Source organism: Nocardia blacklockiae (genome assembly GCF_015477355.1).
In the GTDB taxonomy this organism is placed as follows: Bacteria; Actinomycetota; Actinomycetes; order Mycobacteriales; family Mycobacteriaceae; genus Nocardia; species Nocardia blacklockiae.
In genome coordinates this window covers 1-20,434 of the sequence record NZ_JADLRJ010000022.1, presented here as the reverse complement: position 1 = coordinate 20,434, position 20,434 = coordinate 1, and the positions used below count along the sequence as shown (strand labels likewise).

26 protein-coding genes and 1 pseudogene are annotated in these 20,434 nt (G+C 68.0%); 13 read left to right on the top strand and 14 right to left on the bottom strand.

What is annotated here, in order from left to right:
* The 3 genes from sufU to IU476_RS34865 all read left to right on the top strand — a co-directional run bounded on the left by sufU (window position 1) and on the right by IU476_RS34865 (window position 1,295).
* On the top strand, window positions 1-489 hold the full coding sequence (sufU, locus tag IU476_RS34875; RefSeq protein ID WP_195106614.1) for a Fe-S cluster assembly sulfur transfer protein SufU: 489 nt from the start codon (window positions 1-3) through the stop codon (window positions 487-489).
* Window positions 482-868 carry a metal-sulfur cluster assembly factor gene (locus IU476_RS34870; RefSeq protein ID WP_195106613.1) on the top strand — a complete coding sequence of 129 codons (387 nt, stop codon included), beginning with the start codon at window positions 482-484 and terminating at the stop codon, window positions 866-868. The genes sufU and IU476_RS34870 overlap by 8 nt, the downstream gene beginning before the upstream one ends.
* Window positions 869-932: 64 nt before the next feature.
* Window positions 933-1,295, top strand: a complete 363-nt coding sequence (locus IU476_RS34865; RefSeq protein WP_195106612.1) for a hypothetical protein — start codon at window positions 933-935, stop codon at window positions 1,293-1,295.
* Window positions 1,296-1,308: 13 nt separating this feature from the next.
* On the opposite strand, the gene IU476_RS34860 is transcribed toward IU476_RS34865, so the two are convergent.
* The 4 genes from IU476_RS34860 to IU476_RS34845 all read right to left on the bottom strand — a co-directional run bounded on the left by IU476_RS34860 (window position 1,309) and on the right by IU476_RS34845 (window position 5,308).
* The gene (locus IU476_RS34860) at window positions 1,309-1,965 is read right to left on the bottom strand and encodes a maleylpyruvate isomerase N-terminal domain-containing protein (RefSeq protein WP_195106611.1); all 657 of its coding nucleotides are present in this window, start codon (window positions 1,963-1,965) and stop codon (window positions 1,309-1,311) included.
* Between the two features lie 61 nt (window positions 1,966-2,026).
* Window positions 2,027-2,869 carry an endo alpha-1,4 polygalactosaminidase gene (locus IU476_RS34855; protein WP_324194572.1) on the bottom strand — a complete coding sequence of 281 codons (843 nt, stop codon included), beginning with the start codon at window positions 2,867-2,869 and terminating at the stop codon, window positions 2,027-2,029.
* Between the two features lie 172 nt (window positions 2,870-3,041).
* Window positions 3,042-4,280, bottom strand: a complete 1,239-nt coding sequence (locus IU476_RS34850; protein ID WP_228824809.1) for an MFS transporter — start codon at window positions 4,278-4,280, stop codon at window positions 3,042-3,044.
* Window positions 4,281-4,513: 233 nt separating this feature from the next.
* The gene (locus IU476_RS34845; RefSeq protein ID WP_195106609.1) at window positions 4,514-5,308 is read right to left on the bottom strand and encodes an alpha/beta fold hydrolase; all 795 of its coding nucleotides are present in this window, start codon (window positions 5,306-5,308) and stop codon (window positions 4,514-4,516) included.
* A gap of 178 nt (window positions 5,309-5,486) precedes the next feature.
* Between IU476_RS34845 and IU476_RS34840 the strand changes: the two genes are divergently transcribed.
* The 5 genes from IU476_RS34840 to IU476_RS34820 all read left to right on the top strand — a co-directional run bounded on the left by IU476_RS34840 (window position 5,487) and on the right by IU476_RS34820 (window position 8,622).
* On the top strand, window positions 5,487-5,630 hold the full coding sequence (locus IU476_RS34840; RefSeq protein ID WP_195106608.1) for a hypothetical protein: 144 nt from the start codon (window positions 5,487-5,489) through the stop codon (window positions 5,628-5,630).
* Between the two features lie 93 nt (window positions 5,631-5,723).
* Complete coding sequence (locus tag IU476_RS34835; protein ID WP_195106607.1) at window positions 5,724-6,143, top strand: DUF4189 domain-containing protein; 420 nt, start codon at window positions 5,724-5,726, stop codon at window positions 6,141-6,143.
* Between the two features lie 343 nt (window positions 6,144-6,486).
* On the top strand, window positions 6,487-7,080 hold the full coding sequence (locus IU476_RS34830) for a hypothetical protein (RefSeq protein WP_438944104.1): 594 nt from the start codon (window positions 6,487-6,489) through the stop codon (window positions 7,078-7,080).
* A gap of 247 nt (window positions 7,081-7,327) precedes the next feature.
* Window positions 7,328-7,627: a hypothetical protein gene (locus IU476_RS34825; RefSeq protein WP_195106605.1), complete on the top strand. Its 300-nt coding sequence runs from the start codon at window positions 7,328-7,330 to the stop codon at window positions 7,625-7,627.
* Complete coding sequence (locus IU476_RS34820; RefSeq protein ID WP_324194571.1) at window positions 7,624-8,622, top strand: phosphotransferase family protein; 999 nt, start codon at window positions 7,624-7,626, stop codon at window positions 8,620-8,622. The genes IU476_RS34825 and IU476_RS34820 overlap by 4 nt, the downstream gene beginning before the upstream one ends.
* 4 nt (window positions 8,623-8,626) lie before the next feature.
* Here IU476_RS34820 and IU476_RS34815 read toward each other — a convergent pair whose 3' ends face one another.
* The 3 genes from IU476_RS34815 to IU476_RS34805 are packed head-to-tail and all read right to left on the bottom strand — an operon-like array spanning window position 8,627 to window position 11,189.
* Window positions 8,627-9,304 carry a methionine ABC transporter permease gene (locus tag IU476_RS34815; RefSeq protein ID WP_195106604.1) on the bottom strand — a complete coding sequence of 226 codons (678 nt, stop codon included), beginning with the start codon at window positions 9,302-9,304 and terminating at the stop codon, window positions 8,627-8,629.
* On the bottom strand, window positions 9,301-10,323 hold the full coding sequence (locus IU476_RS34810; RefSeq protein WP_195106603.1) for a methionine ABC transporter ATP-binding protein: 1,023 nt from the start codon (window positions 10,321-10,323) through the stop codon (window positions 9,301-9,303). Before IU476_RS34810 ends, IU476_RS34815 begins: the two co-directional genes overlap by 4 nt.
* Window positions 10,320-11,189 (bottom strand): MetQ/NlpA family ABC transporter substrate-binding protein, encoded by an 870-nt coding sequence (locus IU476_RS34805; RefSeq protein WP_195106602.1) that lies wholly within the window; start codon window positions 11,187-11,189, stop codon window positions 10,320-10,322. The genes IU476_RS34810 and IU476_RS34805 overlap by 4 nt, the downstream gene beginning before the upstream one ends.
* 131 nt (window positions 11,190-11,320) lie before the next feature.
* On the opposite strand from IU476_RS34805, the gene IU476_RS34800 reads away from it, so the two are divergent.
* A complete protein-coding gene (locus IU476_RS34800; protein ID WP_195106601.1) occupies window positions 11,321-12,187 on the top strand; it encodes a MetQ/NlpA family ABC transporter substrate-binding protein in 867 nt (288 codons plus the stop codon).
* A 2-nt stretch (window positions 12,188-12,189) separates the two neighbouring features.
* On the opposite strand, the gene IU476_RS34795 is transcribed toward IU476_RS34800, so the two are convergent.
* From IU476_RS34795 to ku, 3 genes are read right to left on the bottom strand one after another with little or no spacing between them, the layout of a single operon-like run.
* Window positions 12,190-12,672: a hypothetical protein gene (locus IU476_RS34795; RefSeq protein ID WP_195106600.1), complete on the bottom strand. Its 483-nt coding sequence runs from the start codon at window positions 12,670-12,672 to the stop codon at window positions 12,190-12,192.
* 42 nt (window positions 12,673-12,714) lie between these two features.
* Window positions 12,715-13,251, bottom strand: coding sequence for a GNAT family N-acetyltransferase (locus IU476_RS34790; RefSeq protein WP_195106599.1), 537 nt, complete (start codon window positions 13,249-13,251; stop codon window positions 12,715-12,717).
* 45 nt (window positions 13,252-13,296) lie between these two features.
* Window positions 13,297-14,220, bottom strand: coding sequence for a non-homologous end joining protein Ku (ku, locus tag IU476_RS34785; RefSeq protein ID WP_195106598.1), 924 nt, complete (start codon window positions 14,218-14,220; stop codon window positions 13,297-13,299).
* Between the two features lie 578 nt (window positions 14,221-14,798).
* Here ku and IU476_RS34780 point away from each other — a divergent pair.
* From IU476_RS34780 to IU476_RS34770, 3 genes and pseudogenes are all read left to right on the top strand, one after another.
* Window positions 14,799-15,137 carry a histone-like nucleoid-structuring protein Lsr2 gene (locus IU476_RS34780; protein WP_195106597.1) on the top strand — a complete coding sequence of 113 codons (339 nt, stop codon included), beginning with the start codon at window positions 14,799-14,801 and terminating at the stop codon, window positions 15,135-15,137.
* A gap of 207 nt (window positions 15,138-15,344) precedes the next feature.
* Window positions 15,345-15,488 (top strand): annotated as a pseudogene (locus IU476_RS34775) (ATP-binding protein); the annotation flags it as partial.
* Between the two features lie 236 nt (window positions 15,489-15,724).
* Entirely contained in the window at window positions 15,725-16,243 is a 519-nt protein-coding gene (locus IU476_RS34770; RefSeq protein ID WP_195106596.1) for a hypothetical protein, read from the top strand.
* 184 nt (window positions 16,244-16,427) lie between these two features.
* On the opposite strand, the gene IU476_RS34765 is transcribed toward IU476_RS34770, so the two are convergent.
* The 4 genes from IU476_RS34765 to IU476_RS34750 all read right to left on the bottom strand — a co-directional run bounded on the left by IU476_RS34765 (window position 16,428) and on the right by IU476_RS34750 (window position 18,892).
* The gene (locus IU476_RS34765) at window positions 16,428-16,856 is read right to left on the bottom strand and encodes a hypothetical protein (protein WP_228824808.1); all 429 of its coding nucleotides are present in this window, start codon (window positions 16,854-16,856) and stop codon (window positions 16,428-16,430) included.
* A gap of 198 nt (window positions 16,857-17,054) precedes the next feature.
* Complete coding sequence (locus tag IU476_RS34760) at window positions 17,055-17,810, bottom strand: SDR family NAD(P)-dependent oxidoreductase (RefSeq protein WP_195106595.1); 756 nt, start codon at window positions 17,808-17,810, stop codon at window positions 17,055-17,057.
* Between the two features lie 36 nt (window positions 17,811-17,846).
* Entirely contained in the window at window positions 17,847-18,620 is a 774-nt protein-coding gene (locus IU476_RS34755) for an SDR family NAD(P)-dependent oxidoreductase (protein WP_195106594.1), read from the bottom strand.
* The gene (locus tag IU476_RS34750) at window positions 18,617-18,892 is read right to left on the bottom strand and encodes an Atu4866 domain-containing protein (protein WP_195106593.1); all 276 of its coding nucleotides are present in this window, start codon (window positions 18,890-18,892) and stop codon (window positions 18,617-18,619) included. The genes IU476_RS34755 and IU476_RS34750 overlap by 4 nt, the downstream gene beginning before the upstream one ends.
* Window positions 18,893-18,993: 101 nt before the next feature.
* Here IU476_RS34750 and IU476_RS34745 point away from each other — a divergent pair, with 101 nt between their 5' ends.
* Window positions 18,994-19,836 carry a helix-turn-helix transcriptional regulator gene (locus IU476_RS34745; RefSeq protein WP_195106592.1) on the top strand — a complete coding sequence of 281 codons (843 nt, stop codon included), beginning with the start codon at window positions 18,994-18,996 and terminating at the stop codon, window positions 19,834-19,836.
* Window positions 19,837-20,434: the final 598 nt, after the last annotated feature.

Here is a 20,434-nt window from a genome sequence, read left to right as displayed (position 1 = left end):
ATGCGCATGGAGCAGATGTACCAGGAAGTGATCCTGGACCACTACAAGCACCCGCATCACCGCGGCCTGCGGGACCCGTTCGGTGCCGAGGTGCACCACGTCAACCCGACCTGCGGTGACGAGGTGACCCTGCGCGTCCACATCGACGACAACGGCGATGTCGCCGACGTCTCCTACGACGGGCAGGGTTGCTCGATCAGCCAGGCCGCCACCTCGATCCTCACCGATCAGGTCATCGGCCTGCCGGTGCAGCAGGCGCTGAAGACGGTCGACTCCTACAGCGAGATGATCTCCAGCCGCGGCACCGTCGAGGGCGACGAGGAGGTGCTCGGCGACGGCGTCGCACTGGCCGGCGTCTCGAAGTATCCGGCGCGCGTGAAATGCGCGCTGCTGGGCTGGATGGCGTTCAAGGACGCCGTGGTCCGGATAACCTCCGCGGAGGACAACCAGCGCACCAGCTTTTCCACGAACGGGGAACGCCATGACTGAGACACCCGCCGAGACGCAGGCCGCCGCCGAGACGCCCGCCGGCGAGCAGCAGCTGTCCGCCGAGGAACAGCGGCAGCTCGAGGACATCGAAGAGGCGATGCGCGACGTCGTCGACCCGGAACTGGGCATCAACGTCGTCGATCTGGGCCTGGTCTACGGACTGCGGCTGGAGGAGGACGTCGCGATTCTCGACATGACGCTCACCTCGGCCGCCTGCCCGCTGACCGACGTCATCGAGGATCAGTCCCGCAACGCCCTGGTGCGCAGCGGCCTGGTCGAGGATCTGAAGATCAACTGGGTCTGGATGCCGCCGTGGGGTCCGGACAAGATCACCGAGGACGGTCGCGAACAGCTGCGCGCCCTCGGGTTCACGGTTTAGTACGCCGCGTGGGCGGGTCTTGCTCGCGGGTCGTGGTGTGCCTGCCAAAGATCGGCTCGTGCCGTTGAGTGGTCCCACTCGCCTGAGCTGGGTGGGGCCGTTCGCGGGTGGCGTGGCGGCGGTGCTGACCGCGCCGATCGCGGCGGCGGCGGTGGCGATTTCGTACCGGTTCCCGGTGCCGTTCGGCGAGTACGCGCGGGGCTGGTCGGGTGCCGGTGATGCGGCGCTGGCCAGCGTTTTCTATCTGATATTCGGTGGGGTGGTGGTGCTCGCGGTGGCGGGCACGGTCGTCGGCTGGCTGGTGCAGCGGGCGGCCGGAACCGATACGCGGCGCGTGGTGGGGCTCAGCGTCGCGGCCGCGTTCGGTGTGGCCGTGGCGGGCGCGCTCGTGCTCGCTGTGCTCGAATTCTTCATCGGCCCTTGGTGATTCGCGGCGCTGCTCAGCCGAGGACGAAGGGCAGCTGGTTCGCCAGTGCGCCCAGCTGGGCGCGTTCCTCGTCGGTGGGCGCGCGGCGTCCCGTGCCGATGCGCAGGGCGTCGATGTCGGACAAGGTCGCGGGGAAGGCCGTGCCCGCGATCTTCTCCAGCATTTCGCGGGAGCGGGCGAGGGTTTCGGCGGGCGGTGGCGACGCGTCCGGAACATGCGCGATCAGGTCGAGGTGGTGCAGCGTCCACTCCAGCACGTAGGCCGAGAGGAAGTCGCCCGCGGTGATCACCGCGTCGCGGGTGGCCAGCCACAGCCGCGGATCGGCGAGTTCGGCCGCCCGGCCCGCGGCCGCGCCGACGTCGTCGAGGTGGAATTTCAGCAGCCGCGGTTCCTCGTAGGCGGCGGCGAGCCGGACGGTCAGCGCGTCGAGCGGATCGAGTCCGCTCGGCGGTGTGTCGGCAATCTCCCAGTAGGTCACCGCGTCCCGGGTCGGTTCCGTGTCGGCGGGAGTGACGAGCGTGATGAGCACGTCCTGGGCGTCGATGATCAAGTGGCACACCAGGTCCCGCACCAGCCAGCCCGTGCATCCGGACGGCCGGTCGAAATCCTCGTCCGCGAGTCCGTCTACCGCGACTCGCAATGCCGACCAAGCGCGCGCGAACAGATCCACGTCCCGCAAACTAGCAGCCGCGCCGGACATTCGTGGCATTCGGGCGATTCGGCGGACGGGATCAGCAGTGCGCGTAGACATGTCCGGGGCTGCCGGCGGGGACCAGTGCGCGGTCGCGCAGGATGGTCGAGGGCGCCCGGTCCGGGTCGTGGCAGACTCGGTCGAACGGCAGGCCGAGGGTGTCGGTGTACTCGATGTCGAGGACCAGGTCGCCGTAAACGCTTCGGTAGCTGTCGCATTCGGCATAGCGGAAGCAGTCCTCGGCGATGACGAAGTCGAATCCCGCTGCGGCCGCCGCGGTCTCGGCGAGTTCGGCGGAGTTCTTCTGTGCGACGGCCAGTCCGGACCCCTGCGCCCCGGTCGCCAGGAGGGCGGCGAGGGCGAGGTTGTCCGCCGAGGTGAGTTGTCCCTGCGATCGGTCGTAGGAGTCGAGATTGTCGAATTCGACGGCCTGATAACCGGTGTCGCGGCACCGGCGGATGGTCGCGGACAGGATGTCGGCAATCGCGCGGCGGTGCGGTTCGCCGGAGGTGTTCAGCAGCAACTCGTCCGGCCAGCCGGGATCGGTGATCGGCGTGCCCGAGTCGTCGGCCAGCACGAGTTCGGGATGCTCTCGCAACCAGCGGTCGCGCTCCCCGGGTTGGGTCTGGAAGGCGTTGACGTAACAGATGTTGTACCGGCCGGGCAGCGGTGGCGCGGTACTGTCCCGCGTCACCACCGCCACCTCCTCGGGCGGTGAATAGGGCCCGCCCAGTTGATAATCCGCGATCGCACCGGCGGGCGGCAGCCGCACTCCGCTGGGCGGCGGCCGGGCTCCAGGCGGCGCGGTCAGGGCATCGTCGTCGGCGGCACACGCGGCGAGCACGGCCGAGACGACCACCAGCGCCGTCAACGCAGCACACACACGTCCACCCGGCACGCGACCATCTCGCTTCTCGGACTCGGAAACCACAGCCGCCCCGCGATTCGGACACATCGAGACGCTCCCTGAATCGTAAACGGCCAACCTCGACGGTTGTCGCGAACAGTCTTCCGTTGTCATCAGGTAGATCACCGCGCCGCTGCCGGGCCGCATCTCACCGCGAGCTGTCTACGGTGGTTCGTTCGGCTACCCGGACGCTCGCTTCTCGCCCCGGCGACCATCGCCCCGCAAGACCGGCCGCCGCGGCGACGCCGATGGCCGCGGCGGCGAGAACCGCCGTGGTGGTCCACCCGAACCAGCCGACGGCGGCGGCTCCGAACGCGGTGCCGAGGCTGCCCCCGACGAAGTACACGGTCATGTAAGCGCCGTTGAATCGGGCGGGCGCGGGCGGGTCGAGGGCCAGGACCGTGCTCTGATTCGCGACCTGCGCCGCGAACAGTCCGGCATCGAACAAACCCAGGCAGGCCAGCGTGATCGCGGTGTTCGAGAGGGACGCCGCGAGCGTCACCGCACTGGCGGCGGCCAGGAGCAAGCCGATCAGGATCACCCGACGCGCGCCCACACGGTCGGTCCAAGCGCCCGAGACGCGGGTGGCGGCGATGCCGAGCAGTCCGGCGCAGGCGTACAGGCCGATGCGGTCGGGAGAGTAGGAGAACGGCGGCTGGGAGAGCGCGACCGCGAGCCCGGACCAGACCGCGCAGAACGCGAAGAACCACAGCGCACCCCGCCCCGCGGCCGAACGAAACACCGGATACCGGACATACAGCCCGGGCATACCGCGCAGCGTCGCCAGATAGCTGCCGGTCGCCGACCCCGCGGCGGCGGGCAGCACGAGCCGCGCCGCGACCGCGACGGCCGCGCACGCCACCGCGAACACGAGCAGCATCGACCGCCACCCGATCACGCTCGCCAGCCAGCCACCCGCGATGCGCCCCAACAGAATTCCCGCCGAGATCCCGGCGGTGACGATCCCCAGCACGGTCGCCCGCTCCCGCGCCCGCGCGAAACGCCCTGCCACGGAACTCAATTGCGCGCCCACCGACGATCCCGCCCCGATCAGCCCGACGGCGAGCCCGAGCAGCCACGGCGAACCGACCGCCGCACTCCCCGCCAGCACGACCGCCAGCGCACCGAACTGCCACGACAGCACCCGCGCGGGGGAGAACCGATCGACCAGCGGCACCAGCAGCGCCAGCCCGGCGAGGTAACCAACCGGCCCGCACGCCAGCGCCGTGCCCACCACCGACAGCGAAACACCCAGCGCCCCAGCAACTTCCGCGATCGCCGGTTGCAACGGATAGATGCTCGCGGTGCCGAGCGCGGCAGCCAGCGCCATGAACCACACCACGGGAGCGCGCAGCACCGCGGCACGGGTATCGGTATCGAGTTCCATAGCTCCGACGCTAGAAACGCCGAGCCCCCACGTCCGGCGGGAAACGGACGCTACCGTCGGCGCACCGGGCCGAACCGTTCCTCCGCACTGTCACGCCGCCCCAGCGCCGTTGCGGCTGTCGTCCTCCCCGGACTGTTGCGGCAGCCGTCCACCCTTATGGTTGTCGCGGCAGTCGCCTGATGTGACTGCCTGCCGGTGTGCTCCGGAGGGGATCCAATGCGCTTTGCTCGGGACTACTCGAGCCCCGCCGACGCGAGCAGGAACTCGCGCAGGACCGGGTTCACCGCGTCGGCGTCGGTGAGGCTGAGGAAGTGCGCGCCGTTCTCGACGAGTACGGGGGCGGCGGCGCGGGGGAGGGCGTCGGCGAGTTCCCGGGCCTTCTCGACGGCGTAGGCGGCGTCGGCGGTGCCGTGCAGAACGACTGCGGGACAGTCGATTTCCGGGATCCTGTCGAGGAGGTCGTCACGCTCGACCAGAGGTGTCAGCACGCGATCGAGGTGGTCGGCCGACACCTGCCGCCATTTGGCGCGCCAGGCGGTGGAGTCGTGCGAGCCCAGGCAGATCGCGGCGTTGAGGTCGAGCAGTTCGGGGGTCGGGCCGTGTTCGCGCCACGCGGCGGCCGCCTGGCGGTAACCGTCGGCCACCGCCGGATCCTCCGCGGCGCCCGAGGTGCCGAGCAGCGCGAGCGCGGTCACCCGGTCCGGTGCCAGCAGCGCCATCCGCAGGCCGATGAATCCGCCCTGGCTCGTCCCGACCACCGCGCACCGGGTGACGTCGAGCGCGTCGAGCAGCCCGAGCGCGTCGCGCGCCACGTCCCAGTAGGTGAACGGCCCGTCGGCGGGCGTGCCGCCGTGCCCACGCTCGTCCATGGCGATCAGCCGGAACGCGTCGCCGAACGCGGCGACCTGCGGCGCGAACATCTCCGCGTCCATCAGGTAACTGTGCAGCAGCAACACCGCGGGCCCCGAGCCACCGTGATCGATGTAGCTCACCGCTTGCCCACCGCCGACTTTCACCGTCTCACGCACGCGCCACAGTCTATTTCGCGCAGTCCGCCGACCGTGGCCACCGCGGGGAAGCGCCCACCACCGGCACGAACGCCGTCCGCCCACCGCGTGCGCCGGAGCACTCCCGCACCACACCGTTTCGATCTTCGGCAACGGGACATCCGCAGAGGGTAGGACCACGACGGAAGGAGTAACCACCGTGGCTTTCAATGACATCATCGCCCAGCTGCGCCAGGACATCACCACCGCCGAGGACGCCGGAGACGAGGAGAACGCCAACCGCCTGCGCGGCGAACTGGACAAGGCACTGCGCAGCGGCGGCGAGACCGACGAGGACCAATAGCGCTCGGCGCGCCGCGGTGGTGGACAGAGCGTGCCGCGGTGGAGAAGGATTCTCTCCGTCACATTGTCTTCTCGAAACGGAGTGGAATCCTTTATGTCCTTGGTAGCCAAGGCAGTGGTCGTGCTGGCCGGCACGACGGTCGCGGGGTTCGGGCTCGCCGGGCCCGCCGCGGCCGCCGACACCCTGCACGGGGCGATCTCGCTGTCCGACAGCACCGGCACGGTCGCGTCGGCGGTGAACTACAGCGACCCCGCCGCCGCGGACGCCGCCGCCAACCAGCACTGCGGCCGTGCCGACTGCCGCGTCGTGCTGCACTTCACCGACGGATGCGGTGCGGTGGCGCAAGGGGTCGACCGGCGCGTCGCCGTCGGCTGGGGCCCCACCCAGGCGGAGGCCGAGAAGCAGGCCCGCGACGTACTGGGCCTGAGCGCCCCGCCCTTCCCGGACCTGGGCAGTGCCAGCCCTCGCCCAGCCACCATCGTCCTGCACGCCTGCACAGCCAACGCCGCCTGACCAAGTAATCCGGGCGGACACGGGTCAACGCCTCACCCGGCATGAATTCCACGGCTGGCCCGGCTTTCCGGGTCGGCCGTGGTTGTGTTCGGCCCGCCGCGGTTCGGGGAGATCCGCATCGTTTCTCTCCTGCCGAGATCCAGGGCAGGCTGCCGCGTCGGGGATGGTCGTGATCGTCGGGCGCAACGTGGAGGAGTCGTTGCGGTGCTGTGGGCGAGCGGCGGTTGTCCCGGGCGCGGCGAAAATTCGGATGCGAGGCGGGATTCGCGTGGCTAGCGTGGCGGGCATGCGAATTGTTTGTGGTAAGCGGGTCCGGGAAGTGGACATCGGTTAAGCCGAGGAGCTGATCGCTCGGTATGGGGCGGTGCGGATCGATATGGGTACCGGGGACGGTCGGGCGGTATTGGCGGCGGCAGCGGCCGATCCGCGGCGACTGGTGATCGGCGTCGACGCGAACGCGGCCGGGATGGCCGAATCGTCCCGCCGGGCAGCGCAACCGCGGCGTGGTGCGGCGAACGCCTTGTTCGTCGCGGCGGCGGTGGAGCATCCGCCGGTCGAGTTGTCCGGGGTCGCCGACGAGGTGACGGTGTACTTCCCGTGGGGTTCGCTGCTCCGCGGCCTGCTCACCGCCGACCCGGCGGTCCTCACCGGCCTCACCTCCCTCATGAAACCCCAAGCGTCCCTGGAGATTCTGCTATCGGTCACCGAACACGACGCGCTGCCCGGAATCCCCGCCCTCGACGAACCGCACACCCTCGCCGCCCTGGCGGTGCCGTTCGCGGCGCACGGCTTGCGACTCACCGCAATCCGTCCCGCCGCGGCGACCGAGGTCGCGTCCGCTGGCTCCAGCTGGGGCAAGCGACTCGGCGCGGGCACGAAGCGCCCCGTCTGGCACCTCGCCGCCCGCTACATGCGAACCGGCGAGCGCGCGGGGTAACAGCGGACCGCCGCACCGGCGGTTCTACAACCCCGCAAGACGAACGTCGGCCTACGCAGACCGATCAACGCTTGTGCCGGGCCTCGTCGGTGCGCACCTGGCTCAACAGGGTCGGCCTTCCTTCGGCATGGTGGTGAGGGCGCGGGCCGCTGGGATGCCGGGATTGCTCGAAGTGTTCGAGGTGAAAGGCGGTGGGCGGCGGCGAGTTTCGTGTCATGCTGGGGAAGCGGGTGCGAGGGAGGACCGGATGCAGTATCGACCGACTGCCGGGGAAATGCTGGAGGCGCTCGCCGAACTGCTGGAGGATGTGCTGCTGCCCGAACTGCCGGAGCACCAATGGGAGCGGGCGCGGGTGGGCGCGGCCATCGCGCGGACCGTACGCCGCGAGATCGAATCGAACCCGGCGGCGGCGCTGCCCGAACGGGAACTGCTCGCCGTCGCCGACTCCGCCACCTCCGAGGCGGAACACTGGCGCGCGCTGCGGGAGATCGTGCGGGCGGACCTGGCCGTCGCCACGCCCGGATACGACGTCTGGGAGGGGACGTGAACGGCAGCATCTGTGCCGGATTGAGCCGCTTCCTCACCGCGGAACTCGGTGGCACGGTAGGTGTTTCGAACCTGCGCGAGATCTCGGCGGGCGCGCGGCGGCGCACCGTCCTGTTCGACGCGCGCCGCCACGGCCGCACCCGGCGGCTGGTCGCGACACTCGTGCCGCCCGTGGTCGAACACCTGCCCGTGTCCGCGGAGGCGGCCGTGCGCGAACTCGCCCGCGAACACGGCGTCCCCGTACCGCCGGTGGTCGCCGTGTGCACCCATCCCGAATTCGTCGGCGTCCCGTTCGTCGTCTCCGAGCACATGGACGGGGAAACGGTGCCGCGCAAGGTATTACGGCTCGTGCACGCCGCCGGCATCGGAGAGCGGGTGGCCTACCAGCTCGGCAGGTCGATGGCACAGCTGCACCTCGTCGACCCCGCCGCGGCGCCCGACCGGCTACCCGGAACGATCGACGACGACCCGGTCGCCGTCGACCTCGCCGCCGCCCACTGCGGCGTCCGCGCACTGCTGCCCGACCGTCCGGTGTTCGCCGCCGCCCTGCGCTGGCTGGACCGGCGAGTGCCGCCCGCGCCGGAGCGGAAAGTGCTGCTGCACAACGACATGCGCAACGGCAACCTGATCGTCGACGGCGACGGTGTGCGCGGGGTGCTGGACTGGGAGGGCGCCCGCCGCTTCGGCGACCCGATGCGCGACGCGGCCTGGTCGGCGCTGCGGAGGTGGCGGTTCCGCGCCGACGCCGCCGAAATCGGTGGTTTCGCCGGCCGCGAACCGTTCGTCCGCGGTTACGAGACGGCGGGCGGGCGCTTCGACCCCGACCGGTTCCGCTGGTGGAAGGTGCTGTGCACGCTGAGCTGGGGCGTCGACCTGGCCCGCCGGACCACCGCGCACCTGGACGGCACGGTCCGCGATATCGTCGCGGCCGCCGCCGGCCGCCACCTCCCGGAGGTCGAATGGGACCTCCTCATGCAGATCCGGCCCGAGTCCTGAATATTCAGCGCCGCAACACCTTTCGCGCCAGCCAGTTGCCCGCGAACTGCACGCCCTGCACGCCCGCGATGATGATCAGGGTCGCGACCAGCGTCACCTGCCAGTCGAAGCGCTGATAGCCGTAGACGAGCGCGAAGTCGCCGAGCCCGCCGCCGCCGACGGTGCCCGCCATGGCCGACATGTCGACGATCGCGATCACCACGAAGGTGTAACCGAGCACGAGCGGCCCCAGCGCCTCGGGGATGAGCAGCGTGAGAATGATGCGCAGCGGCCCCGCGCCCATCGAGCGCGCGGCCTCGATGACACCCGGGTCGACGGTGACCAGATTCTGTTCCACGATGCGCGCGATGCCGAACGAGGCCGCGACGATCATCACGAACACCGCCGCCTCCGTGCCGATCGTGGTGCCGACCACCTCGAGCGTCACCGGTCCCAGCGCGGCCAGCAGGATGATGAACGGGATCGGCCGCACCACGTTCACCAGGACGTTGAGCAGCAGGTGGATCGGCGCGTTCGCCAGCAGGCCGCCCTTGCGGGTGGTGTAGAGCGCGGTCCCGAGGAACAGCCCGATGATTCCGCCGACCACGAACGTCACCGCCACCAGATAGATGGTGGTGCCGATGGATTCGGTGAGCACCGGCCGCAGCTTGTCCCAATCGGTGTGCGCGGCAGCCAGGTTCATGCGGTCCTCCGCTCCAGGTCGTCGACCACCTTCGCGACCGCGTCGGCGGGCCCGTCCAGCGCGAGGGTGACGCTGCCGAAGGTCTTGTCCTGCAAGGCCCCGACTCCGCCGTAGACGATCTCGAACCGCACCCCGGCCTGCGTGGCATTCGCCAGCGCCGCGCCGAGGCCGCGCTGGTCGTCGACGTCGACGGTCACCAGCCGGCCGTCGTGGCGTTCGCCCAGCCGGCGCAGTTCCTCGGCGCTGGGCCGATTGTGCAGCACGGTCTCGATGAACGTGCGGGTCGCCTCGGCGCGCGGTGCGGCGAACACGTCGAAGGTGTGGGCCAGTTCCACGATGCGGCCCTGCGCGAGCACCGCGACGCGGTCGGCGACGGCGCGGATGACGTCCATCTCGTGGGTGATCACCACGATGGTGACACCCAGCTCCCGGTTGATCTTCTTCAGCAGCCGCAGCACCTCGCCGGTGGTCTGCGGGTCCAGCGCCGAGGTGGCCTCGTCGGCCAGCAGCAGCGACGGCGACGTGGCCAGTGCCCGCGCGATGCCGACGCGCTGCTTCTGCCCGCCCGACAGCTGATCGGGGTAGCTGCGCGCCTTGTCCGCGAGGCCCACGAAGTCGAGCAGCTCCGCGACCCGTGCCTTGCGCTCGTCGCGCCGCCACCCCGCCACCTTCAGCGGATACTCGATATTGCCCGCCGCCGTGCGCGACCGGAACAGGTTGAACTGCTGGAACACCATGCCGATATCGCGGCGCAGCCGCCGCACCCGCGCCTCGGGGACACCGGTGATCGGGTCTCCCGAGACCAGCACGGTGCCGCCGGTGGGCTTCTCCAATCCGTTGATCAGCCGCACCAGCGTGCTCTTCCCGGCGCCGGAATAGCCGATGACACCGAAGATCTCACCGGACTCGATGCGCAGGTCGATCGCGTCGAGTGCGGTGCTCTGCTGCTTGCCGACTGTGAAAACCTTGCTGACCGAACGGAATTCGACGGCCGGCGGGGCGGTGTCCGAGGCGCTCACTTCTGCGCTCGGATGCCGTCCTGCACGCGCTGCAGGATCTGCTGGACCTCCGGCCCGGAGCGGCGCACCTCGACGGCGGTGTTCTTGGTGATCTCGGCGTGCGCCCGCTGCACCTCCGGATCGTGCCAGAGATCGACGACCGTCTGGTAGACCGCCTTGTCCTTGTCCTCGGCGCGGGTGACGACCACATTGATGTAGGGCTCAGCGGCCGGATCCTTCGGATCGTCCTTGAACAGCGCCGAATTCGGGTCGACGCCGGAGCGTTCGAGGAAGGTGTTGTTGATGACCGAGCCGTCGACCGAGTCCAGCGACAGCGCGGTCTGCGCGGCGTCGACCGTGGTCACCTTCACCTTGGACGCGTTCTTGTCCACGTCGGCCGGGGTCGGCTGGGCGACGCCGGGCGCGAGCTTCACCAGCCCCGCCTTCTGTAGCACGTTCAGTGCCCGGGCTTGATTCGTCGGGTCGTTGGGAATCGCGACCTCGCCGCCCTGCGGGATGTCGGCGACCTGCTTGTGCTTCTTCGAGTACAACCCCAGCGGCACGATGTACGTGGCGCCGACGGGAGTCAGGTCGTCGTTGTTGGCGACGTTGTACTGACCGAGGAACTGCAGGTGCTGGAAGAGGTTCACGTCGATCTGCCGTTGTGACAGCGCGAGATTGGGCTGCTTGTAGTCGGAGAAGTTGGTGATCTTCAGGTTGATCCCCTTCTCCTTGGCCTTCTGCTCGAATACGTCCCAGGAGTGGTCGCGGTCGGTGGTGCCGATGCGCACGACGTCGTCGGAGGAGGAGTCGCCGCCGCAGGCCGTGAGGGTGAGGGCCGCGGTGGCTACCAGGACCGGGGTCACCAGTATCCGATGGAATTTCACTCGTGCTCCCGAATGTTCGTGGCGATAGGACCTCGGCCATCCAAGCGGCGCGGGACGGGCGTCGACAACGGTTGCGATTGAGGTGAGCGAAACCCTCGTCGGTGCCGATCCGCGGCGCTAGGTTGCCGACAATGCGAGTTCTGCGCCGATTTCCGGCGATTGCCGCCCTGTTCCTGCTGGCCGCCGTGCTCACGGCCTGTGGTGGGCAACACCGGCCCGACGTGGTCCGGATCGGTGTGAACGATCTCGCGCTGCCGCACTGGGATGTCTTGCGGGAAAAGGCGGCGGCGCAAGGTATTACGGTCGAGTACGTCAATTTCACCGATTACAATCAGCCGAATCCGGCACTGGCGCAGGGCCGTATCGACCTCAACAAGTTCCAGCACATTCGCTATCTGGCGAATTACAATGCACGCAACGATGATTCGCTCGTGCCGATCGGTGCGACCGAAATCTACCCCCTCACCCTGTATTCGAAGAAACACCGATCGGTGGGCGATATCCCGCCCGGCGGCCAGATCACCCTGAGCAACAACCCCGCCAATCAGGTCCGGCCGCTGCTGGGCCTGTCGGCCGCCGGACTGATCGTGCTGAAGGGCGGCGCGAGCTGGGACTCCAAGCTCGAAGACGTCGACACCGCCGCCTCCAAGGTGCGGCTCACCACCATCGATCCGACGCTGACGGCCCAGTCACTGGACAGCGTGGACGCGGCCTTCGTCGACGACACCTTCGCCCGCCAGGCCGGACTCGGCCGCGACCAGGTGATCTTCACCGACGATCCGCAACGCCCCGAACTGCGCCAGTACGTCAACGTCTTCGCCGCTCGCGCCGCCGACAAGGACGATCCGCGACTACTCGCGGTGGCCCGCCTCTATCACGATCCCGAGGTCGAGGCCGCCGTCCGTGCCGAGGCCGGATTCGACGGCATATTCCGGACCGACGACCGGGCCGAACTGGAGGCCGCGCTGCACGAGTTGGAGGCGAAGTTCCGCAAGTAGGGCTAGTGCGTGGGTAGTCGCTCGGTGGAGCCCTCGGCGAGAGCCCGGCGCACGTTCTCGATTCCGGCCCGCACCACGGACCCGTAGCCGTTGTCTTCCAGCACTCCGGTCCGAGCCTCGGCGGCATCCAGGTGGCGGCGGGCGGCCTCGAAGGCGCCCAGCCGGCGGTAATTGTCCGCCAGATTCAGATGCAACGAGGGATAGAAGCCCTGCACGCTCAGCGACGAATGGTGCTGCTGCGCCCGTTCGTCGGTGAGCGAATCGGCGGCGTCGAGGGCGCGCACATCCCACACCAGCGACTCCGCGGCGTGGTCGAACAGGTCGGCCGCGTAGTGCGCGAGAGTGCAGCGATGCAATGGATCGCCGCCCGCGCCGATCTCCTCCCACAGCGCCACCAATCGCTCCCGCGCGACAGCCGAATCCCCTTGCCGCCCAAGGGTGATCGCCTCGGTGATCGCCGCCATCGTCGCATCCGTCTGTGTCATGGCGACCACACTAGGCCCGGGCACCGACAAGTTCGGGACGAGTCAGCGGCGCAGCCGGCCGGTCCGGGCGAACGTGCGCTTGGTGGCGGGGGACAGGCCCGGCGCGGCCTCGGCGTCGGCGGTCTCGGGCTCGTCCGGATGGGGCCGCACGAACAGGGTGACCGTGGTCGTGTCGGTGAAGCCGTGACGCGCCATCATCGTCGCCGACGCGGTATTGCCGGACTCGACATCGGTGACGATGCGCCGCGCGCCCCGCGCGAACAACGCCGCGCAGCAGATCTCCACCAGCCGCCCCGCGATGCCGCGGCCCTGCATATCCGGTGCGACGGCGATCCATTCCAGATACGCCCAGTCCTCGCGCAGCTCGAACTCCATCGACCCGAGCACGAAGCCGACCACGCGGTCGGAATCGAGCGCGACCCAGCACGAGGCGTCCGGGCTGTCGAGATGCTCGGCCACCGAGGTCAGCGACCAGGACGTATAGGGCTTCGCCTCGGTGTCGAACACCTCGGCCCCGAGGTCCAGTACCTCGCGCAGATGCCCGAGGCCCATGGCGACGATGGCGATATCGGACTGCATGCCGGCCAGTTTGCCAGCCGCCGGGCGTATGCCGCGGCGACCCGCTCAGGCGCCTTTGCGGGCCGTCTGCTTGGTGGTCTTCTTCGCCGTCTTGGCGGCCGCCTTGGGCGCGGCTTTCTTGGCGGCCTTCTTCGCCGGCTTCTTTTCCGCGGTCTTACCGCCGGATCCGGATTTCGACTCGGGCCGGCGGCCGGTGGCTTCCAGGCTGCGCTGCAGCGCGGCCACCAGATCGACGACCTCGGCATCCATTTCCGCGGGGGCGGGCTCCTCACGCTGGATCACCTTGTTCGACCCCGACGCGATCGCCTCGTCGAGCAGGCGCTTCAACTCGATCTGATATTCGTCGGTATAGAGACCGGGATCGAAATCGTCGGACATGCTGTCGACCAGCGTCTCGGCCATCGAGATCTCTTGTTTGCGCGGTTCGGCGGCACCGTCGAGCGACTCGAAATCGACCGAGCGCACCTCGTCGGGCCACAGCAGCGTCTGCAGAACCAGCACCCCGTCGCGCACCCGCAGCGCGGCCAGCCGCGTCTTCTGCCGCAGCGTGAAATGCACCAGCGCCACCCGGTCCACCTGGTCGAGCGTCTTCGCCAGCAGCACGTACGCTTTCGGCGTGTTGGAATCCGGCTCCAGGTAGTAGCTCCGGTCGAACAGAATCGGGTCGATCTGTTCCGACGGCACGAACTGCAACACCGGGATCTCGTGTTTCTCCGCCACCGGCAGTTTCGAGAAATCCTCGTCGGTGAGCACGACCTTGTCGCCCTCCGGAGACTCGTACGCCTTATCGATATCGGCGTACTGCACCGACTGCCCGCACACCGTGCACACCCGGTCGTATTTGATCCGCCCGCCGTCCTTGGCATGCACCTGATGGAACCTGATGTCATGGTCCTCGGTGGCCGTATAGACCTTCACCGGGACATTCACCAGGCCGAATGCAATCGAGCCCTTCCAAATGGACCGCATATGGATACTGTACTTTTGACCCCGCCTCCTCCGCAGCCGTTCTGCCGTGACCTGCGGTTTCGGGGTGTTGGTGGGTGTTGCTCGGTCTCGTCGGCGACCCTGTGACGGCCTGTATGCGGCCTGGGAATCAGGGGTCGGGCCTGCGATTTTGCGCTCGGTGTGGCTGCTGCGCGGGTCTCGTCGGCGCCACGTACGGCGTGTCCCTCGGCGTGTCGCGTGCTGTCGCGGGGTGGCCGGGGATGGGAGTCTGGCCGTGGATGCTGGTGGCCCGCGATGGTGATTGCGCGGCGCTCTCGAGTCCATCTTGCGGATGATCGCGTCGACCTTCGCGGGTTGGGTCAACGGGTTGGTCAAGGTGAGACAGGTGGGTGTTGGCGTCGCGGCTTGTGGGATTTGTTTGGTGGCGGAGGTAGGAGTCCGGGTGCCGAGGCTTGTCTCCGCGGCGGGTGGATGGTTGCGTCGGTCGAGGTTCGGGAGGAGTCACCTGGTTGTGTTCCGCTCGTTTTTTCGTTTATTGTTTCGCGAGCGGTTTATGGTTGTTTGTTGTTCTCGTTTTTCTGACGAAGAAGGCGGATCGTATGGCGAAGAAGGTCATCGTCGAGTTGGTGGACGACTATGACGGTAAGTCGACGGCGGAGGAGACGGTTCGTTTCGCGGTGGACGGTGTGGAGTACGAGATCGACTTGTCGGCGAAGAACGCGGGCAAGCTGCGTGGTGTGTTCGAGCAGTGGACCGGGCCTGCGCGGAAGGTGGGCCGTATCCCGAAGGGTAAGGGCAGTCGTGTGGTCGGCCGTTCGTCGACTGATCGTGAGCAGACCGCGGCGATTCGGGATTGGGCGCGCCGCAACGGTTACAACGTGTCGAGCCGGGGTCGTATTCAGGCGGATGTGGTAGCGGCGTACAACAAGGCCAGCTGAAATCGCTTGGCGCGGCCGGTATCTGGTGGATGACAGTGCGCCGGCCGCCGCTCGGGCTATGCGTCAGCGATGAAAAGTTTATAACAGTGTTTCGGCGTGGTGCCGGAGCTGCCTCTGTGGCTTCGCTGGATCAGCGTGACGCGAGCCCTTTGTATCGCTAGCTACTTCGAATCATTTCGATCGAGCCAGCCCAAGATTTGCAAGCCTGAAGTATTCGGCGACGACGTCGTCGCCGCGGCCATGATCGACCGCCCGGTCCACCGCGCCGAGGTCGTCTCCTGTGAGGGCGACAGCTACCGCCTCGGGGACCGTGATCTTGGCCGCGTTCCCGCCGCTGAGACCAATGCCTGACCCTGACACGCGATATGCGGCATCAGCGAGCTCTGCCCGCGCAACAAGTGCGGGAAGGCACGAATCCTGATCGAGACAGGAGAGGTTGTCCGTACTCGTTGCTAACCTTTCGCGGAACCACGGTCATTTGGTGCCGGAACCACAGAAGAGGTGGAGCCAGCTGCCGGCACGCGGGTCGTGTCCGCGCAGTCCGCCGCCGTTCGAACATCGAGGCGGAGCGGTCTCCTGAGCTGTTCATGCATTACGACGATGGTGGCGGCAACTGGCTGGAGCTGATGCCACTACCCGGCGGACGGGCCGTGCTGTACGGGCGCGATCACGAGTTCTCTCGCACGTTCTTTGGCGAGGGTATGGAGCGTTTCGAGGAAACCGACGTGCTCGCGGGGGTTCCCGACTGGTGGCGGGACGCGATCGATGCGCTCGACCGCAACAAGCAGAGCTGGGGCCCGCCAGTCGCTTTCGCCTACGGCTTCGATGGAACACTCTGGCAGCGCGTCGAGTACGAGGCGACGGACGGATTCGACAGCCTGAGAACAACCCCGGCGGACGGTGGAGATTTCGCGTGGGAGCTGATCGAGGAGGCCGCAGCAGAGCAGGATCTGGACCACGACCAGGATTTCGTGATCGACGAAGCCGCTTTCGACGCGCTGCTGACGGCCGGGCGGCGTTTGACCGCCGCCGATCTGCGAGCTGCGCTGGGTCCTGTTGAAGCGGATATCGACGAGGGAGTGTCCGCAGCCCGTCGGTTCGCGTGACGCGGGCACCCCCGACCACCACAGCGCGGTCCGAGATCAGCTCTAACGGTTCCGCCCAGCAGACGTGCATTCCGGACTGGCGAACCCAATTCGGCACGAGCGCGTGTTCGGACACCAGCTTGATTTCAGTGCGCGGGAGGCGAGCGCGGATAGAATGAGGGGCCAAATGCCCGATTTCGCGCACTTATGGTGATGCCCGCATCCAGTCTGTGGTGGTCGTGAAATCAACGTCCAGGAGACCTGAGGCGCCGTCGATCCGATGGAGGAGGGCGGGCGCGGGATGGTTGTCTACGACCCAGGTTCGATCCTGCTGTCTGATCTCGTCATCGACCCAGATGAATGGGCGGCTGGCGGCGGTAGCGACCAAAGTCCTCGTTTTCCAATGCAACTCGTCTTCGTAATGGTCGCCGCCGGGGTACTCGGGAAGTGTGATCACCGGCAGTACCGGCAGGCCCAGGACCGGAACCAGTACATGGTTGGCGTTCTCGCCCCACCCTGTGGCCCACATCAGGTCACAGTCCAATGCCAGCAGTCGGTCTCCGAGGTCTGGGTTCAGCGCGGACAGGGCCGGGTTCGACGGATGTTGCCATGCCGCCCAATCCATTTCGCTCACCGGCGACGTGCCGTCCTTGTGTGGAAGCAAAGGTCCCGTCGACGTCGAGAAACAGCAGATGGCGTTTCGAGTTGGCAACGATGAAACGATTCTGCACGTCTCGGTCCCACACCGACCCGGCCCTGCGCAGCGCGGGGACCGCTCGGCCAGCGGCATGTGCGGATGTTCGGGCGCTCCGGGTGATTTTCGGGCTGACCGTCAGTGTGCGGTGAGTCCGCCGTCGACGACGAACTCGGCTCCAGTGACGAACGAGGATTCGTCGCTGGCCAGGAACAGCATTATGGGAGCGACCTCGGCGGGGCTGCCCGCGCGGCGCATGGGGGTGCGCACGATGTCGGGTTGTCGATCGCCCTGCTCGTCGAGTAGTTCCTGGATCATCGAGGTGGCGATGACCCCGGGGTGCACCGAGTTGACCCGGACGCCGCGGGTCGCGTATTCGACGGCGGCGGTCTTGGTCAGCAGCCGCACCGCTCCTTTGGATGCCTGGTACGCGGCGGCGGCACCGCTGCCGACGATCCCGAGCACCGAGGAGGTATTGATGACCGAGGCGTTGCCGGAGGCGCGCAGCAGAGGCATAGCGGTCTTCATCCCGAGCCAGGTGCCGGTCTGGTTGACCGCGATCACTCGGTCCCAGGCGTCCTTGGTGGTCTCCTCGATACCGGGCCAGTCCACGACGCCGCCGATGTTGATCAGGACATTGAGGCGGCCGAAGCGTCGCCGGGCCAGTTCGATCGCCTCGTTCCAGTTCTCCTGCGAGGAGACGTCCAACCGGGCCGCCAGCGCATCGGCGCCCTCGGCTTGCAGGGACGCGGCGAGGCTTTCCACCGCGTCCTGGGCGAGGTCGGTGACGACCAGGCTGGCCCCTTCACGGGCGAACAGTTCCGCGGTAGCTTGTCCGATGCCGCCGGTCGCGCCCGTGATCAACGCGACCTTGCCGACGAGCCGTCCAATCATAGGGTGCTCTTTCTCTCGTTGTGGTTGCTTGGGAGTTCAGGCCGCGGTGTAGCCGCCGTCGGCGGCGACGACCGCGCCGGTGATGAAGCTGGACCGGGGCGAGGCCAGGAAACCGATCACCTCGGCGATTTCCTCGGGTTGCGCGACGCGGCCCAGGGGGTGGGCGTCACCGAAGGAGCGCAGATACTCCCGGCTGTCGGCGCGGAAGTTGTCGAGCATGTCGGTCTCGATCACACCGGGAGCGACGACATTAGCCCGGATACTGTGCGGACCTCCTTCCAGCGCAAGCACTTTCGTGAGCTGCGCCAGCGCTGCCTTGGACGCGCTGTAGGCCGCCGCCTCGGCCAGGCCGACCGTGCAGGCGAACGACCCGACGGTGACGATCGCACCCCCGCCGCGTTCGCACATCAACCGGAACGCCTCTCGGGCGTGCAGAAATGCCCCACGGGCGTTGATCGACATCAGTTCGTCCCAGTCGGCCGCGGTGGTCTCGGTGATCGGCTTGTTCACCGACCGACCGGCGTTGCTGATCAGGATGTCCACGCTGCCGAACCGGTCGAGCGCCGCGGCAACCGACCGCACCGCGGTGTCCTCCAGGGCCACGTCGCCGACCAGGGTGGATACGCCGTTGAAGCGGGTGGCGAGATCATCCACCTCGGGGCGAAGGTCGGCGGCCAGCACTCGCGCGCCGCGGGCGTGCAGCCAGGCGACCGTGGCCGCGCCGACCCCGCGGGCGGCGCCGGTGACCAGCGCGACCTTGCCCTCCAGCTCACGGCTCATCAACTCGCGGTCGGCGGGTGGCACGCTCATCGCCTTGCCTGCCCTCGGTGACCGTCAGCGGTGGACTCGCGGTAGAGGACGAGATGCTCGTGATAGAGCACGCCGTCGCGGATGTCGCCCGTCGCGGTGAAGCCGGTGTCGTCCACGTAGTCGAGGTGGTTCCCGGTCACCGTGTAGCGGCCGGTGTAGGCGCTGCGCCGCCCGCCACGCGCTTCGTCGTAGCGTCCGTCGGCGCGTAGTTCCTGGCGGATGTGTCCGTCCGCGGTGACCCATATTCCGGTCACATCGATGTCGTTCGTCATACCGTCCAGCGTCGGCGACGCGGGCAAACGATGGCAGGACGTGTGCTGGCTGGGTGCGCCGCACCCACCCAACCGAGCGGACCACGACCTACCCTGAGGCCATGGCCACTGGTGAACTGGGTGCGTTCCTGCCAGCGCGCCGCGCACAACGATCTCCGGCGGACGCGGGCGTGCTGTACTCCGGCAGGCGCAAGGTGACCGGACTGCGCCGCGAAGAAGTCGCCGTACTCGCTGGGGTGAACGCCGACTACTACACCCGCCTGGAACAGGGCCGTGAGACCCACCCTTCACCGCAGGTGCTCGACGCCCTGTGCCGCGCACTGGACCTCGACCCCGATGCCCGCGAGCACCTGCACCGACTGGCCGACACCACACCGAACAACACACCCGAGCCGGTACCCCAGACCGTGAGTCCTGAACTGCGACAACTCATGGACGGCTACCCGCAGACCCCCGCTTTCGTACTCGACCGCGTCCTGAACCTGCTGGCCACCAATGCCCTTGCCGACGCCCTGTTCTCACCATTCCGCGCGGTGGACAACCTCGCTCGCATGACCTTCCTCGACCCCGCGGGGCAACGGTTCTACGCACGCTGGGACTGGACCGCTCAGGCTACGGTGGCGAACCTGCGAGTAGCCGCGGGCTTCGATCCCCACGATCCCGCTCTGCGACACCTGGTGGCCGAACTCAGCAAGGGCAGCGAGCATTTCCGTGTCTTGTGGGACACCCATCAGGTGCGCGGCAAGACCCGCGAACCCAAACACCTCGTGCACCCTGACGTCGGCCCGCTCACTCTCACCTACCAGGCATTCGACGTGCGCAGCGCCCCCGGCCAACAACTGGTCATCTACCACGCCGAACCCGCCACACCCAGTGCCCACGCCCTCGCACTGCTGAGCAGCCTCCACGCCACCACACACCACGCACGGACCGTCGATACCTGACCTACCCCGCCAACCCCATGGCGCAGTCCGTCACAGTCATCACATAAATCGGCATGAGCGGGCACCGGGTGAGTGATGAGGACGCGCTCTGCGGCCCGCTCGTCGATGCTGGCATCACTGGGCTTCGTGGGCCGAGAGTTGGCGAATGTGTCGGAAAGCCGAGTGCAGGTGAGGACTCGTTCCCCTCGGTGCGGCAGATTTGTTTATGCCGTGTGTTCGATGACATCTAACGTATGGGGACTCCGTGTAGATTTCAACGACGCCACGCTGGGTTTCCGAAGGTAATGCGTTGCGTCGGTGAGATTTTGAGGTTGTGCCGGAGTGGCTGCATCGCAGCCGCCGGGGGAGAAGTATTCGGCGGCGGCGGCGATGTCGTCGTCGCGGGCATGATCGACCGCCTGGTGAACCGGCCCAGGGCGCGGTAGAAGGTGATGGGGCGAGTCGGCAACCACGAAACCCTTCTGCCTGGCTCGATCCCACATCGACTCCTAGTTGCGTCGCGCGGAACCGCTCGGTCTGCGCCACGGGTGGGTTCGGCGCGCCGGTCAGAGTTTGCGGAGACCATCGCTCAGCAGCGCGAATGCCGTCTCGGCGTCGG

What these genes read in the sequence shown, in the direction of transcription:
- IU476_RS34755 (WP_195106594.1), bottom strand. Translation starts at nt 18,620, where the DNA reads ATGAGCGTGCCACCCGCCGACCGCGAGTTGATGAGCCGTGAGCTGGAG.
- IU476_RS34750 (WP_195106593.1), bottom strand. Translation starts at nt 18,892, where the DNA reads ATGACGAACGACATCGATGTGACCGGAATATGGGTCACCGCGGACGGA.
- IU476_RS34790 (WP_195106599.1), bottom strand. Translation starts at nt 13,251, where the DNA reads ATGCAGTCCGATATCGCCATCGTCGCCATGGGCCTCGGGCATCTGCGC.
- IU476_RS34800 (WP_195106601.1), top strand. Translation starts at nt 11,321, where the DNA reads ATGCGAGTTCTGCGCCGATTTCCGGCGATTGCCGCCCTGTTCCTGCTG.
- IU476_RS34770 (WP_195106596.1), top strand. Translation starts at nt 15,725, where the DNA reads ATGCATTACGACGATGGTGGCGGCAACTGGCTGGAGCTGATGCCACTA.
- IU476_RS34760 (WP_195106595.1), bottom strand. Translation starts at nt 17,810, where the DNA reads ATGATTGGACGGCTCGTCGGCAAGGTCGCGTTGATCACGGGCGCGACC.
- IU476_RS34745 (WP_195106592.1), top strand. Translation starts at nt 18,994, where the DNA reads ATGGCCACTGGTGAACTGGGTGCGTTCCTGCCAGCGCGCCGCGCACAA.
- ku (WP_195106598.1), bottom strand. Translation starts at nt 14,220, where the DNA reads ATGCGGTCCATTTGGAAGGGCTCGATTGCATTCGGCCTGGTGAATGTC.
- IU476_RS34780 (WP_195106597.1), top strand. Translation starts at nt 14,799, where the DNA reads ATGGCGAAGAAGGTCATCGTCGAGTTGGTGGACGACTATGACGGTAAG.
- IU476_RS34835 (WP_195106607.1), top strand. Translation starts at nt 5,724, where the DNA reads ATGTCCTTGGTAGCCAAGGCAGTGGTCGTGCTGGCCGGCACGACGGTC.
- IU476_RS34795 (WP_195106600.1), bottom strand. Translation starts at nt 12,672, where the DNA reads ATGACACAGACGGATGCGACGATGGCGGCGATCACCGAGGCGATCACC.
- IU476_RS34870 (WP_195106613.1), top strand. Translation starts at nt 482, where the DNA reads ATGACTGAGACACCCGCCGAGACGCAGGCCGCCGCCGAGACGCCCGCC.
- IU476_RS34825 (WP_195106605.1), top strand. Translation starts at nt 7,328, where the DNA reads ATGCAGTATCGACCGACTGCCGGGGAAATGCTGGAGGCGCTCGCCGAA.
- IU476_RS34815 (WP_195106604.1), bottom strand. Translation starts at nt 9,304, where the DNA reads ATGAACCTGGCTGCCGCGCACACCGATTGGGACAAGCTGCGGCCGGTG.
- IU476_RS34850 (WP_228824809.1), bottom strand. Translation starts at nt 4,280, where the DNA reads ATGGAACTCGATACCGATACCCGTGCCGCGGTGCTGCGCGCTCCCGTG.
- sufU (WP_195106614.1), top strand. Translation starts at nt 1, where the DNA reads ATGCGCATGGAGCAGATGTACCAGGAAGTGATCCTGGACCACTACAAG.